This is a genomic window from Holdemanella sp. DFI.5.55 (genome assembly GCF_020593575.1).
In the GTDB taxonomy this organism is placed as follows: Bacteria; Bacillota_I; Bacilli_A; order Erysipelotrichales; family Erysipelotrichaceae; genus Holdemanella; species Holdemanella hominis.
Genome location: NZ_JAJDMK010000051.1, coordinates 1 through 17137 on the forward strand (window position 1 = coordinate 1; position 17137 = coordinate 17137).

The following is a 17137-nucleotide window of genomic DNA, read 5'->3' on the forward strand; positions in this document are numbered from 1 at the left end:
GTTCAGTTTTCAAAGATCATCTGCACCTCAGCAGTGCTCATCTATATTACCAAATCATTTCCATCTTGTAAACCCCTTTTTTTAAAATTTTTAAAAAAAAGAAAAGAAGATTCATTCAGCCCCGTCAAGCCTAATAAAATCTTCTCTCCGTCAAAATTTGTTTTTGACACCAAAAATGATTCGCGCTATCAATTTTACTGTCTGTTATTCTTGCAGAAGTATTAGTATCAATCCCAAATTCCCTAAGCCTTTTAAATAAAAGCTTTATTTACACTTATATACTACTTAAAAAAAAGCTTTTTTTCAATGACAAAAGTCACTAATTTTATACATTTTTTGGTAAAATAAGTACGGTGATAAAAATGAATGAAATTTTAATTGAACAATGCAGTTATTTAATTGATGATACACTGCCAAACATCGCAAATATTTCAAATTTAATAGCTCTACTCTATCATGAAATGGAAAACATCAATTGGCTAGGCTTCTATATTTGTGATGAAACAAACAACGAATGTACTCTAGGACCTTTCCAAGGAAAAGTTGCCTGTACACGCATACCATATGGAAAAGGTGTTGTAGGTACTTGCGCTAAAACACAAGAAACACAAAGAATTGAAGATGTACATAAATTTTCAGGTCACATTGCCTGCGATTGTGCTTCCAATTCTGAAATCTGTATTCCTGTAAAAAAAGATGACAAACTCGTTGCCATCTTAGATGTTGATTCTTTTGAATTCAATAACTTCTCAAAAGAAGACCAAGCCACCTTAGAAAAGATCTGCGAATTCTTTATTCCTCTTTTCTAAGTACGAAGATATCATCTAGACTCGAATCACTTTGTAGAACCGTCAAACCATCCAGCAAATCTCTAGATAAGTCATCATCTACAATTTGAACAAGGAATGACTTTGTCAATTGACGCTTCGAATGAAGAAAAGCTCTTTGTACTACAGTCTTACCCAGTTGATACTCATTTGAAAGTGCCTGCACCATTAAACTCTTTTCTGGTGATACACCAATTAGAAGGTTGCAAGCCTTTTTTTCATGCAAGAAAGAAAGACTTCCCTTAAAACTTAGTGCATCATTGACATCCACCTTTAACAGGTTTTCATCAAAACATCCCCAATACGCAAAACTATATACAGGATGATTTGAACGATATACATCTTTATAATGCAAAAACAAATTTGTGCACTCTTGATAGATTTCACTAGGCGTGTACATCACATGGTAGCCAGGCAAGTTTTCACGCACTTCTTTCCATTTTTCGAAAGGATATATCGTATCCGTACAAGCAGGATCCAGACAAGAATATGAGAAACAAGGCATGCACAATAAACCTGTATCTCCAATCAATTCTTGCAGTGTTTCTATCAGCATTTGATAGTTACCCACCAAGCCACTATAACAAGATAGATCTGCTTCTAATAAAATTTTACTCCCCTTTTCAATGCCCAAGTCGATAAATATTTGTTTAAAATCTTCTTTTGTATAAATTTCCATGCCAATATTCTAACTTTTATTTATAACTCTGGCAAGTTTTTACCGCCTTTTTCCAGTTTGTATACAAGCTATCCATTTCTTCATCACTCTTTTTAGGCACAAACTCTTTTTGAAGATCTACCCCAAGCTCATCTTGTGTCCAATACCCACAAGAAAGTCCTGCCAAATAAGCTGCACCTAAAGCGGTTAATTCATTGGTCTTAAAACGTTGAACAGGCATTTGAAGTAAATCACTCTGGAACTGCAACAAGAAATTATTGGCAGCAGCTCCACCATCCACCTTCAACGATGAAATCTCAATTTGGCTGTCTTGCTTCATTGCCTCTAACACATCTTTTGACTGATAGGCCATAGATTCCAAGGCTGCGCGAACAATATGATTTTTATTGGCTCCAAAAGTTAAACCAACAATAGTTGCCTGACAAGCATCATCCCAATATGGAGCCCCCAACCCTACAAAGGCCGGTACAATATAGACACCATTTGTATTTTCAACACTTTCTGCCATGCCCTGCGTATCTTTTGTATTTTCAAATAACTGCAACTGATCACGAAGCCACTTCATTAAACTACCTGAAACAAAAATACTTCCTTCTAAAGCATAATTGACTTGATTACCAATTTGCCAAGCGACCGTCGACAATAAACCATTCTTTGATTCGACGATTTTATCGCCCGTATTCATCAACATGAAACCACCTGTTCCATATGTATTCTTAATGCCACCCGCACTAAAGCAGCCTTGACCAAATAAAGCCGCCTGCTGATCACCTACAACGGAACAAATTGGAACTTCTTGACCAAAAAAATGATACGAAGCTGTCTTACAATACACATAGGATGTCGGTTTGACTTCCGGTAAGATTTGTCTAGGAATATCAAACATTTCTAATAATTCTTCATCCCAAGATAACGTATGAATATTAAACAATAGAGTACGACTCGCATTCGATACATCCGTAATATGCGTTAAGGAACCCGATAACTTCCATACGATCCAGCTATCCATTGTTCCAAATAACACTTCGCCTTTTTTTGCCTTTTCATAGACAGCTGGATTTTGATCAAAAATAAAGCGAATCTTACTCGCTGAAAAATAAGGATCAATACGAAGGCCCGTTTTCGCCTTCACAACATCTTCATACCCTTTTTCCTTCCAACTATCACAAATACTCTTTGTCTGTTTAGACTGCCATACAATGGCAGGATTTACTGGAAGCCCTGTTGATGCATCCCATAAAACACTTGTTTCACGCTGATTACTTATTCCAATCGCGGCTACTTGTTCTGGACGGATCTTACTTTTTAAGATGACTTCGCTCATCACGGCCAAACACGCCAACCAAATCTCATTGGCATCTTGTTCTACCCATCCTGGATGCGGGTAGGATATTGTCGTTTCTTTTTGGGCAATCTCAACCACATTGGCTGCTTTATCAAATAAAACGGCACGCGTACTTGTTGTTCCGTGGTCGATTGCTAAAATATATTTTTGCATAGAAAAAACTCCTTATATATCTTATTTTAATCTTTTTGTAAGCCCTTTACAAGATTTCGTAGACAAAAGAAAAGAGATGTCAAAAACATCTCTTAACTACGAAGTGTTGCGTTGCAATCTTTTTGAATATGTTCAAGGATAGCTTCAAACACTTGATTGATTTCTTCATCTTTTAATGTATGAGAATCCGACTGGAATGTGATCGATAACGCAACAGATTTTTCATCTTTATTTACGTGTTCACCTTCATAAACATCAAATACTTCTACATCACGAATGATCATTTCTTTATTTAAACGACCCTGTTTATTAATTGTGTCCACTACCTTTTGTACCGGCATTGTACGATCTAAAACGAATGCCAAGTCACGAGATACACTTGGATATTTTGAAACTGGAGTGAATTTGATTTTGGATTTCTTCACATCGATCAACGCATCAAAATCAAGTTCAGCCATCACAATATTCTTACCATATTGAGGATGAATATCACCTAATAATCCAACACAATCTTTTCCTAACATGATCTTAGCACTGCGATATGGGTGGAAGTGTGTTGTATCCATATCATTTTCTACAAATGAAATTCTTTGAGCTGCAATACCAATTTGTTCAAAGAAAGCTTCTACTAAACCTTTTAATGTGTAGAAATCGCTTGGTGTTACATCACTTGTCCAACGAGTTTGTTGTAAATTTCCACTCATGGCAATAGCTAAATGCATTTTAGCACCACTTACACCAGCTACATCACTCAATTCAAAGACATTGATATCTTTGATATTACGAGCACGGTTATAAGAAACAACATCTAATAAGCTTGGCAAAATACTTGTACGAATGTAGCGACGCTCTTCACTCATAGGACTAGCTAGTTCGATTGCTTCATCATTATTAAAAATCGCATTGTCTTTCTTTTCTGTACTAACCAAAGTATACGTTAAACAATCTTGTAAACCTTGACTACATAAGAATTGACGTGCTTGACGAGTCAATTGTTGTTTATACGTTAATTTACCTTCTGTCATTGGCATAACTGGAAGCGTACTTGGCAAACGATCATAACCTAACATACGAATAACTTCTTCACTTAGATCGGCCATACCTTCCATATCGGTTCTTGAACTTGGAATGTGGCAAGTAATCAAATCATTAGTTACTTCAGGTTCAAAGTCTAAACGTGCAAATACATCGACAACTTCATCTAAGTTAAAGTCAGTGCCTAAACGATTATTAATAGCTTCTAAAGTGCAAGAAATTGATTTTGGTTCATAAGGAACCTGTCCATATTGAACTGTTTCTTCAATACCTGTCGCATCCGCATATTCAATCAACAATTGAACGGCACGATCCAATGCTTTTTTACTAGCTAATGGCTCAATACCTTTTTGGTAACGAACACTCGCATCCGTTGATAAATTTAATCGGCGTGCTGTATTACGAATCGCAACATGATCGAAAATTGCACATTCAATAATAATTGAATCCGTTGTATCTAAAATCTTAGAATCATCTCCACCCATAACACCGGCAATACCGATTGGTTTACCTTGATTTGTGATGACGATATCTTCTGGTTGTAATTTATAAGTCACACCATCTAAGGCTGTATATTCTTCATCAAAGCCATCGGCTACGACAATACTTTGACTTGGCAAAGATTTCGCATCATAGAAGTGCATTGGTTGCCCTGTTTCTAACATAACGATATTTGAAATATCGACAATATTATTAATTGATTTTACACCACTAGCCGCCAATAATTCTTTCATCCATTTTGGACTTTCCTTGATTGTTAAATGATTAATAACTTTGCCATAGAATAATGGACATTTTGATGTTGTACTTTCAACATGCAAGTTACTAGGTGTACCTACATCACTAACACCTTCATAATTTGGAAGTTTAACTTCACGATTTAAGATGGCCCCCGCTTCTTTTGCCATATTAAATGCAGCTAAACAATCATTACGATTTGGCGTTAAACCAATATCTAACACTTCATCATCTAAACCTAAATAGCCAAGTGGATCTGTATTTCCTACAGGCGCATCAGCAGGTAATACTTCAATACCACTCTTTTGATCTTCATTTAAACTAGCTGGATCTACACCAAGTTCTAGTAATGAACAAATCATACCATTACTTTCAACGCCACGAATCACACCATTCTTGATTTCTCCACCAGGTAAAACAGCACCTGGTAGTGCAACAATTACATTTTGTCCTGCAGCCACATTGGGTGCGCCACACACAATATTGACAACTTCATTTCCTACATTGACAGTTGTACAGTGCAAGTGATCACTGTCTGGGTGTTCCGTACAAGTTTCAACGTGACCAATCACTAAATTTGTTCCTTGCGATAAATGTTCAATACCTTCTACTTCAAAACCCGCATCTGTAATACGTTTTGCCATTTCTTCAATAGAAAGATCTTGTACATCCATAAATTGATTAAACCATTTTCTTGAAATACGCATATTTAAATCCTCCTACTCATAACGTTTGAATGTAGAATTGAATCGTTTATCATTTGTATAGAAATGACGAATATCATCAATACCATATTTCAACATCGCAACACGCTCAACACCTACACCGAACGCAAAACCACTACATTTTTCTGGATCATAACCAGCCATTTTTAATACGTTAGGATGTACTTCTCCAGCACCTAGAATTTCAATCCATCCAGTACCTTTACATGTTGGACATCCTTTTCCATTACAAATGTGACAAGAAACATCCACTTCTACACTTGGTTCTGTAAATGGGAAATAACTAGGTCTAAAACGAATCTGGCGATCTTGACCAAATAACTTTCTGGCCATAAATTCTAAAGTTCCCTTTAAGTCCGCTAAAGTGACCTTTTCACCGATAACCAATCCTTCCATCTGCATGAACTGGTGAGAGTGAGTCGCATCATCATCATCACGGCGATATACCTTACCTGGACATACGACTTTGATTGGAAGATTTGGTGCACTTTCTTCTAATACAACCATCTGAATGGCCGTAGTATGTGTTCTCAATAAACGATTTGGATCAATATATAAAGAGTCCTGCATATCACGTGCTGGGTGATCTTTAGGAATATTAGCTCTTTCAAAACAATATTCATCATCCACAATATCGTCACCTTCAATAACTTGGTAACCTAAACCAATGAATAAATCTTCCAATTCTTGGCGTACCAAATTTAATGGGTGCGCATTCCCTAATTCTGGTTTACGACCAGGTAATGTAATATCGATTTTTTCAGATTCGATCTTTTTTTGCATTTCTAAAGCTGCCAATTGTTCTTTCTTTTCTTCAATCATCTTAGAAAGATCTTGTTTCAACTGGTTGACCTTTTGTCCAAAGATAGGTTTTTCTTCTTTCGACAAATCTTTCATACCCTTCATCAACTCTTGAACAGGTCCTTTTTTACCTAGATACAAGACACGTAAATCATTCAATGAAGATGAATCTTTGACATCTTGAATTTTTTGTGTAGCTTCCTGCAAAAGCTCTTCGATTGTTTTCATGTTGTTCTTCCTTTCCCTAAAAACAAAAAAAAGACGACGCAAGAACGACTACTGCCGCGTTACCATCTTGCTTCGTCTTGATAGACACACTTAATTAACCATGATAACCGTATGAAACGGAAGAGGTTTTAACTCTTGCTCAAAGGTGAATTCACTATCCCTACTCATATAAACCTTTCACCAATCGGTTTACTCTCTGATCTAAGCGTTAAATAGTTACTATGTCTTCTCATTGCTTTAACATTTCAAATTATATCGAAGTCCATGTTTTTTTTCAAGCCGAAGTATGGTAATATTTTCTTATGATTCAATCAATAAACAATAAGAAAATAAAAGAATACGCCAAACTGATTCAAAAAAAAGAAAGAGATAAGACAAATTTATTTCTCGTCGAAGGCGAACATATGATTAAAGAAGCATTTAACGCAAATGCTCTACAAGAATTATTTATCCTTGAAGGACTCGAATGTCCAATAGAGTTTAACTATGAAACCGTAACGCAACAAGTATTAAACAAATTGTCAAACCAGAATTCAAATTCAAAGATGATTGGTTTATGTAAAAAACTAAACTTAAAGCCAGAAAAAGAAGAAAATATTCTATTACTAGATAATGTACAAGATCCAGGAAATGTAGGTACGATTTTAAGAACCGCTCATTCTTTTGGCATTGACTCTATTTATATGTCAAAGGGTTGTGCCGATATCTACAACCCAAAAACGATTCAGTCCAGTCAAGGAGCCCTTTTCTATATTCCTGTTATCCAAACGGATTTAGTAGAAAAAATTAAAAAGCTTCAAGAAAGAAATATTGAAGTGTATGCCACAGCTCTACATGATAATCACAAGAATCTTCAAGATATTAATCCAAGTAAAAAATACGCAATTCTAGTTGGTAATGAAGGACAGGGTGTGCGCAAGGAATTGATTGATTTAAGTAATCATATTGTCAAAATTGAAATGGAAACTTTCGAAAGTTTAAACGTGGCCATTGCCACATCCATATGTATGTATACATTTAAATACGCAAAAAGGTAGCGAATGCTACCTTTTCATTTTTCTCCATTCAAATAATGAATACATGGTACATATAAATTCCGTAACAACAAAGGCATACCAACCTACATGAATGCCAAAACACTTCATTAAGCCATATGTCAATGGGATCAAAATGACTAATTGTCTAGCCAAAGTGATCACTAATGAAGTATTTGCCTTATTTAAAGCCTGGAAGGCAGCACATAGTACCATACTGATACCGGCAAACACAAAGCTTAAGCTAATGATTTTTAATGCGGGTATTCCTAATCCATACATCTGGTCATTCGCACTAAACATGGCTAATAATTGTTTAGGGAATAATTGAAATACAATTGTTCCTACAGCCATAATAAAAATCGATAAAATCATAGAAAATTGTATAGCTTCAATTGCTCGATCTTTTCTGTTAGCCCCATTATTATAGGCAACAATTGGAATCAAGGCATTGGTGATTCCAAGCACTGCCATATTCAAGAAATTCTGTAATTTATAGTAAACACTAAAGACAGTAATCGCCATAGCTGAGATTGGTGCTAGAATCATATTCATAAAAACAGTCATAAAACTTAATACAGACTGCATTAAGATGGCAGGAACTCCTACTTTATAGATTTTACAAAGAATAGGTGTAGAAAAGGAAAAATTACGCATATGGATATCCAATTCTTTTATTTTTACCTTCGTAATTACATATCCAATAAGCATGGCACAAAACTGTCCAATAACGGTCGCAATGGCAGCTCCGGCTACACCCATTTCAGGTAGACCAAACCATCCAAAGATCAAGATTGGATCTAGAATAATATTAATAATGGCTCCTGCTCCTTGCATAACCATGTTATAAATGGCATTTCCTGTTGCCTGCATAATTCTTTCGAAAATGATTTGTACAAAGACACTAAATGAAAACATCGTACATATACGAATATACGTATTGGCTAATGGAATTACATTTTGATCAGATGTAAACAAAGATAAGAATACATTAGAAAAAAGTAAACCCAAAACTAAAAAGACAAGTCCATTCACAAGTCCTAACAAGATTCCATGCATCATTGTATTATTCGCATAATCAAATTTCTTTTCGCCTAAGTATCGTGCAAGCAATGTATTAAAGCCAACGGCTGTACCACATGCAATCGCAATCATAATGGTTTGTACCGGATAACATAAAGATACAGCGGTTAGTGCATCACTCGATACCTTTGCGACAAAGATACTGTCGACAATATTATATAAAGCCTGGATCACCATCGAAATGATGATGGGCAAACTCATAGAAACCACCAATTGTTTGATTTCCATATGTTCCATTTTGTTCATAAAAATTACCTCCCCTATGTTTTGGCAGTTTCATAGGGGATACCAAAACGAAAATAAATGCTAAAATAAGTTAATATATTTTTTCTATTTTATCAAATCAAGAATAGACTCACCAATCAGATCAGATGGTTTTGATAAATCAAAGTTATCTAAAACACTTGCACCAAGAACCCCAAACGAACTTGAATCGTCCAATATTCCATGTTCTTTCATACTAGGTGAATACATTAAACATGGTACACACTCTCGAGTATGATCCGTTCCTTTATAGGTTGGATCATTTCCATGATCGGCCGTAATGATCAACATTGTATCTGAATCAATAACACCAAGTAGCTGTCCTAATAAAAGATCAAAATTTTCAAGCTCATCAGCATATCCAGAAACATTTCTTCGATGGCCCCACTTGGCATCAAAATCCACAAGGTTCGTAAATAATAAACCTGTAAAATCTTTTTTCATTTCTTCAATAGTTTGAAGCATACCCTCATGACTCGAAGTCGAATGAATGCTTTTTGTGATTCCCTGTCCATTAAAAATATCAGAAATCTTACCAATGCTAATCACATCCAATGAATGAGATTTTAACACATCTAAAACGGTTTTACTCGATGGAGACAACGCATAATCATGACGGTTGCTAGTGCGTGTAAAGTGACCCACCGAATCTCCTACATAAGGGCGGGCAATGACTCTTCCTACCTTGTATTCTGGTTTTAAAGTTATTTCTCGAGCAATCTGACATACACGATATAGCTCATCTAATCCAGTCACTTCTTCATGTCCACAAATTTGTAGAACACTATCAGCAGATGTATAAAGTATCAATTTCTTTCCACCCGATTGAATTTCTTCCATGGCCAATTCATCTAAGATTTCCGTTCCACTTGCACTTTTATTTCCAATAAAGACATGGCCAGTTAATCTTTCTAATTCCTGAACCAATTCATCAGGAAAACCATTTTCAGTGAATGTTTTAAAAGGTTTTGTCGTATGAATTCCCATCATTTCCCAATGACCAGTCATTGTATCTTTGGAACAACTCGCCTCATGCATCTTACAAGCATAGCCTTTTGATTGTAAAGCTTTACCACTCGAATGAAGATTTCCTAAACCTAATTGATATAGATTATCTATCTTTAAATCCGGGCGATATTCTAGGATATGTCCAAAAGTATCGGCACCTACATCATCAAATTCTTTGGTATCTGTAGCTTGTCCAATCCCAAAAGAATCAATAACGACACAAACTATTTTTTTGTATTTCATAAACGAATTGCACTTTCTAAGGCAAGGGTAATCATTTCATTAAAAGATGTTTGTCTTTCTTCAGTACTTAAATGTTCATGTGTACATAAAGAATCAGATACAGTTAATAAACAAGCTGCCTTTTTATTCAATACCTTAGCATTGTGGAATAGGGAAAAACTCTCCATTTCGACACAAAGTGCATCTTGCTCTTCAACCATTTTTTCTGGTTGTTCCAAATCCCCTTCATAGTAGAAAACATCACTAGAATGTGTATTTGTCTTTACAACAGGAATTGAAACTTCTTGACTTACACTTTCAATCAACTTATTTAAATCTTCATCTGGATATTGCATTGTATCTGTATCACCACTTTGTGCTAAGGCATAGGTAGATTCTGAATAGCTTCCTTTGACTAAAGCAACAGACTTCATTGGTAATTTTTCAGAATAACTTCCTGTACTACCAACTCGTATAATGGCATCTACATCATAGAATTTAAAAAGTTCATACGAATAAATCCCCATGCTGGCCATACCCATACCACTTCCCATGACAGAAACTCTTTTTCCTTTATAAGTACCTGTATATCCAAGCATACCTCGTACATCATTAAATAATACGGCATCCTTTAAAAAATTTTCGGCAATCAATTTGGCTCTTAAAGGATCGCCTGGCATTAAAACAACTTTCGCGACATCTTCTCTATTTGCGTTATTGTGTGCTGTTGACATAATTTCCTCCTCTAAATAAATTAAGGCGCATAATAGCGCCTTAATTAATATCATTCTTCTTCTTCGACTTCAAGCAATTCTTTTTCTTGAACTTTTAAGAATGGATAATAAATAACTCCATCTAATACGATTAACGCTACAACAAGAATCAAAGCCTTAATATCCATTGTTGATAAAAATGCTCCAAATACAGAAGGCATATTCCATGATAACATTGCGAATGATTTTCCAATTATACCTAAATTAGTACATAAATATGCGATAAAGCAATTTAATGTTGAAGTTAAGATAAATGGAATAAAGAAAATTGGATTTAACATTAATGGAACTCCAAAAATGATTGGCTCTGAGATATTGAAAAATGCTGGAATTAGGCCAACACGTCCGACCGTTTTTAATTGTTTAGATTTAGATTTACAAAGTAAAATTGCTAAAGCAAGTACTGATCCACATCCTCCTATAATACAGAAATATACCCAAAATGGAGTTGTAAATGTACGAGGCATTGCATGTCCTGCTAACTTAGCTGCAGCATTAACAGATAGTCCACTTTCACGAATAGGTGCTAAAATTCCAGAGAAAGCTGCATCGTGAACCCCAAAGAACCAGAACAATTGTACAATTGCTGTCATGATAACTACAAAAGGCATACTATCTGCTACTGTAAATGCTGGTGCAAGTTTTGTATATACCCAACCAGGTAATGTAGTTTTCATGTTAAAGAATATAATAAATAAAACTGAATAAAGAGCGATTAAGACAATTCCAGGACATAATGAAGCAAATGTTTCAGAAAGTGAATCAGGGACAGAATCCGGTAATTTAATGCGTCCAAAATTCTTTTCACGCATTATACGATATAGTTCCACAGTTAAAATCGAAATAAAAATAGCTGCTAAAATTCCTTTACCATCCAAATAAGATATTTCGGTTGTTTTACCATCAAAAGCTAATTTTATGGGTGCGACACAAGTAAGAACAAATCCACACAAAGATAATAAAATAGGTAATAAATTATCTAATTTATAAGATTTAGCTAAAAAAGAAGTTAATGCAATTGTTACATACAATGACATAGCTCCCATTGTAATAGCATTGACCCAAGATAAAATCATATTGTTATTACTTACAAAACCTGCCCATGCTAGAAGAAAACCATTTGTTGTTCCTTCTGGAGCTGGAGCTGCACTAATAACCGATACAATACCACCTGCCAATGTAATTGGCATAATACAAATAAACGCGTCACGAATTGCTTTTAAATGTCTCTGAGTCGAGAATTTAGTAGCAATTGGCATTAACTTCTCTTCTAGAAAAGTTGTGAAATTTTCCATCATATAAATATCTTCTCCTTTTGCAATGTTTACAAGTTATACTTTTTTTCTATTTCTTTAAAAACACCTTTACCATTCATCATTCCATAATATTGTGGAGCAATAGTATCGACTGGAATGGATACGGATTCTTCAATCTGTTTTTTTAGATGACGAATTTGTGGACCAATCAACAATAATTCATAGCCTTCTTTAATATGGTCAAGATATTCAGCTTCTCCATATGCTTTACATTCAAGTTTACCATCACTCGCTTCTTCAATTTTTTTAGCTAGAATCCCTGTGGACATTCCAGCATTACAAACTAACATTACCTTCATTTTTTTACCAATTCTTTCTTTGTATTTTCTCTCCATTACTTTCAGCAATAGATTTGTACCAATAATAACTTTTCTTAGGTTTACGTTTTAATTCCTTATCATCAAAGTCAATACCTACCAAGCCATAGCGTTTTTCAACACCATTTTTCCAAGAATACAAATCAAACGTACTCCATGCATAATATCCACGAACATCCACACCGGCATCAACTGCATTCATAATCGCACTAATATGGTCATTCATGAATGAAATACGATAGTCATCTTCTACTTGATTTACAGTGATATCTTCTCTTACCCCAACACCATTTTCAGTGATAAAAATAGGTAAATGATATTTTTCCCATACTTGTTTTAAGCCCTTCTGTAAACCTTGTGGATATATTTCTACATCCCATTCAGTATAGATAGCATCCGGATTATTCATAATCTGTTCAAACCATCCTTTAATAACAATCTTACTTTCTCCTTTAAAGTCTTTACCACTGTTATTAACAACTAATTGAGTCTCTCCTCCACTATATGGCTTTACCCATACACGTGAATAATAATTTAATCCCAAGAAATCTACCGTATAATTTTTAATAATTGGCAAATGTTCATTTTTAATACACGACAAATCATAATTTTGAGATAAAACACATAATAAATCGAATGGTATTACACCCTTAGCTGCAGTATCTAAAATCCAATTATTTGCATAGTTATCTGCAAATCGCATAGCTATTTTTGTTGCCAAAGTATCATCAATTCCATCTACAGGTCCAAAGCTATGAACGATACCAATCATACCTTTATAATGGCCTTCTTTAAAAGCTCGAACTCCCAGTGCACTTGCATACATAACATGATATGCGGCAATAATCATTTCTTGAGCACTATGATGTCCTGGAGGATAGTTTCCAACCATATAGCCATTAAAAGTAAACCATTTAGGTTCATTAAACGTTACCCAATATTCAATCAAATCACCAAACTTTTCAAAACATACTTTTGCATATTGTTCAAATGCATAACATGTTTCTTCATTTAGCCAACCACCTTTTTCTTCTAAATATTGGGGTAAATCCCAATGATAAATTGTTACAAATGGTGTAATTCCATATTGTTGGCAAGTTTTTAAAACATCCCGATAAAATTCAACACCTTCTTCATTGATTTCTCCCTTGATGTTTTTGATTATTCTTGGCCATGCCAATGATAGACGTAATGTGTTTTGGCCACCTTCAGCCATCATTTTTATATCTTCTTTATAATGATGGTAAAAATCACTTGCCACATCACCAGTTTCATATCCGCCATCATGCAAATATGTGTCCCACATGCTTGGAACCCTTCCACCTACATTTACTGCACCTTCACACTGATAAGAAGCGGTTGCACTACCCCAAAGGAAATCTTTTTTTAGTCCCATATTCTAATACACCTTTCCTTCATTCAAAATTGAGTAAACTACAAACAATTCATTTGCCATAGTCAAAACCACTTCCGAACTTGCCACATGATCCTCCGCATGCACCAATAATAAATTCATAGGAATTGCTTCATCGTTCGTCATTGTTCTTAACAATTCTGCGTGAGTTTTTTGTGCTAACAATAATTCTGATTTAGCATTTTCTAATAATTCCGTTGCTTTATCAAATTGTTTTTCTTTCAAACATTCAATAGCTTCACTAGAATCACCACGAGAATTTCCACTATGCAAAATCATTTGCATACAGCTTATTTCCATATCCATGTCTATAAATCCTTTCTTTACACTCTAAAATTGTAAAACTAATTTTACAATTGGTAAAAACTAGATTTTCCACTTATAAATGGAAAATACATTCGCTTAACAATTCATAAAAGTACTATATCTAACACACCAAAATCCAAATCATTTAAATTCAATTTTCCTTTATAACTCAAACAAAATTTTGCTAAATAACATCTACATGTTCAATAAACTTATTTTCAAATCACAAATACATATACAATTTCGTAACAAAAAAAGAACGTTTATCCTTTAGATTAAGGACTATATAAAAATAGTTGGGGTTTAGATCCACTTTAAGATTACATAGGGCACAGTACTAGGCAACAAAAAAATCACTCCAAAGTATTTTGATGCCTTTTTGGCACCTGTAGCTATGCACTTGTTGATTTTCAAGAGGATTAATAGACGATATTATAGAATTATGAGATTGTTGTTGTACATTTATGTTCTTCATTCAGATATAAACGTCTTCCAGGATTACATGAATGAAACTCGGATTATTTTGTTTTGAAACAAGCCTTTAATTACTGTTGTATAGTTTCAAAAGACACAGGAGAAATTACTGTAGAACAAAAAAGAATCAACAATGCATTGTTGCAGAATCATATCGCAATCATCAAATTGGTTACGAAAGCAACCAGGGGCTATCAAAGCTAGGAGCGATTCAGAAACGGGTGTATGCTGATCTTAGAAAAGGCATCGGTTTTGAAATCGACAAGGATGTTGGAAGCATTAAAATGGCTGAAAAAAGGGCTCGGACAACAAAATGTTGTCCAAGCCTAATCTCAGCTACAAACCGTTTTAAGGTATATGCCGCCCCTTTAATTTCTTGGAGAGCAAATTCACCTAACCCCATCCAAATTTATTGCGTCAGATTAAGGATTCGCGCTCATTTGTGTTGTACAGTTGTTAAAAACAAAAATAATTTTAGTATTCAAAGAAAAGATTTAAGAACTTTGAATAGTTATCCTCTTTTATTAAAGCCTCTGCTTTTTCAGGATTATCCAATATACTAACAATTCGATCAAACAGTTCATCAAAACCAGATTCTTGGCTATCTTTATTTAAGCAAATTAAAAATATCAGTCTAACTTTTTTATCATCCCAATTTATACTTTTATTCAACGAACAAACAGCAATCTTATTTTCAATTCCTTCTTTTTTTATCGGATGAGGCATCGCAAATAAATTACCATACGCTGTTGGAGCCATTATTTCACGATTTAACACTAAAGATTCAAATTTTTTGTCTGCATAGCCCTTCTCGACTAATTTATCACTAAGAAAGTGAATAACCATTTCTTTTGAGTCAAAATTCTCTTTAGAAAAAAACAATTCTTCCTCAAAAAAGTCCGAACATTTATTTCCTTTATGATTTTGGTGTAACATATTATAAATATTTTCAACATCTTCATCATTTAAAAGATTCTTGACGTAGTAAATCGGATACTCCTTAATTTTAATAGAGTCATCAAAACTAATTACTAAATCTGGACGATAAAGTTGAACTTTATCATATTCGAAACACGATAATATGGATTTAATATAAACGTCATATTGATGCAAATGATTAAGTCTTCTATTAAAATACTGCATACCTGATTTACCTACAGGTGAGATGATAACAATATTTTTGCTTTCTCTTTCTCCGTTACGTTCCAAAGACCCCATTAAATGAAGTGTAAGATAACTTATTTCTTCCTCATATAGACGAACATAATAAAAACTTTGGATTTGATCCGCCATATAGACACTAATATCAAATAATATAGGAAACCTACGTTTTATATCTTCTATCATAGGATTCCTTAAAAAAGTATTATATTTAATTCTATTTTGTAAACCAATTAGATGTGCAATCAAATTATCTTTTAACTGTTCATCTGATTGAAAATCTATACCATACATTTCATTTATATCTTTTAACATAAAATCAATTAACATTTTAATTTTATCCGTATTTTTATTTGTATTAATATCTACCTTACCAGCAAATAAAGTAGCCAAATAATTAATCTCACTGTCATTAAATGCAACATCACTAATTTGCTGCAACAAGCGTAGATATCCATTTGCTAAATCTATAAAATATGAGTCTATATTATTGTAATTATCATATACAACATTATGCATATTTTTTATACGATCTATCATAATTGCTACGTGCAATAAAAAGCTAATCAATTCAATATCTCTCATTTTGATGTTTTTTTCATTAAGATATCCAATTGTCTTTTGTTTCAGCAAAGTTAAATTTAAACCTTGAAAAAAATTCGCGTAATCATTAATATTTAAAACATTTGATGTGAATTCATGAGATATTGTGAATGAGATTGCTTTTCTTTTTTCCTCTTCACTTCCTATTAAATAAAGCTTGTTATCTCTCCTTATGATTGATAAATTAAAATCTTGTTTTTCCAACAAATTATTTATTTTTTTTATTATTTTTAAAAGCGAAGTACTACTAATAAACAAATCATCGGATAAATCGTCAATGTAAGTACTAGTTCGAGCCATTAAATGTTTTAATACCAAAAATTCGATATCAGTATTATTTGAATTAAGTTTTGTTTTTTTTATAAGAGCAAAAATTTCATTATTTGTCAATTTAAAACCTGAAGCCTGCATAGCTTCAATACTATTTGGATACATAGCATTTATCGCATGAATATCATTTCGAATCGTTTTTGTAGAAACATGTAAAGATGATGCTAAATTTTGTGCAGTAAGTTTATTCTTATCATTTAATTCTTTTATTATTTCAATTTGCCTTTTCGTTAGCATTCTTATCACCTGTTATGAAGTGACCTTTGTCAAGACAAAATTACACTCATATTCTAAAAATATT

15 protein-coding genes are annotated in these 17137 nt (G+C 33.8%); 3 read left to right on the top strand and 12 right to left on the bottom strand.

Annotation, left to right across the window (positions count from 1 at the left end):
* Positions 1-362 precede the first annotated feature (362 nt).
* Positions 363-809: a GAF domain-containing protein gene (locus tag LJE08_RS09690; RefSeq protein WP_217255929.1), complete on the top strand. Its 447-nt coding sequence runs from the start codon at positions 363-365 to the stop codon at positions 807-809.
* Here the strand turns inward: LJE08_RS09690 and LJE08_RS09695 are convergent.
* The 4 genes from LJE08_RS09695 to pheS all read right to left on the bottom strand — a co-directional run bounded on the left by LJE08_RS09695 (position 793) and on the right by pheS (position 6531).
* Positions 793-1506: an AAC(3) family N-acetyltransferase gene (locus LJE08_RS09695; protein ID WP_117925627.1), complete on the bottom strand. Its 714-nt coding sequence runs from the start codon at positions 1504-1506 to the stop codon at positions 793-795. The genes LJE08_RS09690 and LJE08_RS09695 overlap by 17 nt on opposite strands.
* A 16-nt stretch (positions 1507-1522) precedes the next feature.
* Positions 1523-3004 carry a glycerol kinase GlpK gene (gene glpK, locus LJE08_RS09700; protein WP_186999166.1) on the bottom strand — a complete coding sequence of 494 codons (1482 nt, stop codon included), beginning with the start codon at positions 3002-3004 and terminating at the stop codon, positions 1523-1525.
* A 92-nt stretch (positions 3005-3096) separates the two neighbouring features.
* A complete protein-coding gene (gene pheT, locus LJE08_RS09705) occupies positions 3097-5484 on the bottom strand; it encodes a phenylalanine--tRNA ligase subunit beta (RefSeq protein WP_227403060.1) in 2388 nt (795 codons plus the stop codon).
* 12 nt (positions 5485-5496) lie between these two features.
* Positions 5497-6531 carry a phenylalanine--tRNA ligase subunit alpha gene (gene pheS, locus LJE08_RS09710; protein ID WP_117925624.1) on the bottom strand — a complete coding sequence of 345 codons (1035 nt, stop codon included), beginning with the start codon at positions 6529-6531 and terminating at the stop codon, positions 5497-5499.
* A gap of 302 nt (positions 6532-6833) precedes the next feature.
* On the opposite strand from pheS, the gene LJE08_RS09715 reads away from it, so the two are divergent.
* Positions 6834-7568 carry an RNA methyltransferase gene (locus LJE08_RS09715; protein WP_227403061.1) on the top strand — a complete coding sequence of 245 codons (735 nt, stop codon included), beginning with the start codon at positions 6834-6836 and terminating at the stop codon, positions 7566-7568.
* A gap of 6 nt (positions 7569-7574) precedes the next feature.
* Here LJE08_RS09715 and LJE08_RS09720 read toward each other — a convergent pair whose 3' ends face one another.
* From LJE08_RS09720 to LJE08_RS09750, 7 genes are all read right to left on the bottom strand, one after another.
* Positions 7575-8894, bottom strand: coding sequence for an MATE family efflux transporter (locus tag LJE08_RS09720; protein WP_217255934.1), 1320 nt, complete (start codon positions 8892-8894; stop codon positions 7575-7577).
* Positions 8895-8978: 84 nt separating this feature from the next.
* Complete coding sequence (locus tag LJE08_RS09725; protein ID WP_227403062.1) at positions 8979-10163, bottom strand: phosphopentomutase; 1185 nt, start codon at positions 10161-10163, stop codon at positions 8979-8981.
* On the bottom strand, positions 10160-10876 hold the full coding sequence (gene deoD, locus LJE08_RS09730) for a purine-nucleoside phosphorylase (protein ID WP_186999171.1): 717 nt from the start codon (positions 10874-10876) through the stop codon (positions 10160-10162). The genes LJE08_RS09725 and deoD overlap by 4 nt, the downstream gene beginning before the upstream one ends.
* Positions 10877-10926: 50 nt before the next feature.
* The gene (locus LJE08_RS09735) at positions 10927-12213 is read right to left on the bottom strand and encodes a PTS sugar transporter subunit IIC (RefSeq protein WP_227403063.1); all 1287 of its coding nucleotides are present in this window, start codon (positions 12211-12213) and stop codon (positions 10927-10929) included.
* A 26-nt stretch (positions 12214-12239) separates the two neighbouring features.
* Positions 12240-12530, bottom strand: a complete 291-nt coding sequence (locus LJE08_RS09740; protein WP_117925629.1) for a PTS sugar transporter subunit IIB — start codon at positions 12528-12530, stop codon at positions 12240-12242.
* 4 nt (positions 12531-12534) lie between these two features.
* Positions 12535-13944, bottom strand: coding sequence for a glycoside hydrolase family 1 protein (locus LJE08_RS09745; protein WP_117925619.1), 1410 nt, complete (start codon positions 13942-13944; stop codon positions 12535-12537).
* Between the two features lie 3 nt (positions 13945-13947).
* Positions 13948-14268, bottom strand: a complete 321-nt coding sequence (locus LJE08_RS09750; protein WP_227403064.1) for a PTS lactose/cellobiose transporter subunit IIA — start codon at positions 14266-14268, stop codon at positions 13948-13950.
* 528 nt (positions 14269-14796) lie between these two features.
* Here LJE08_RS09750 and LJE08_RS09755 point away from each other — a divergent pair.
* Entirely contained in the window at positions 14797-14946 is a 150-nt protein-coding gene (locus LJE08_RS09755) for a hypothetical protein (RefSeq protein WP_227403065.1), read from the top strand.
* A gap of 270 nt (positions 14947-15216) precedes the next feature.
* Here LJE08_RS09755 and LJE08_RS09760 read toward each other — a convergent pair whose 3' ends face one another.
* The gene (locus tag LJE08_RS09760) at positions 15217-17073 is read right to left on the bottom strand and encodes a BglG family transcription antiterminator (RefSeq protein ID WP_227403066.1); all 1857 of its coding nucleotides are present in this window, start codon (positions 17071-17073) and stop codon (positions 15217-15219) included.
* Positions 17074-17137: the final 64 nt, after the last annotated feature.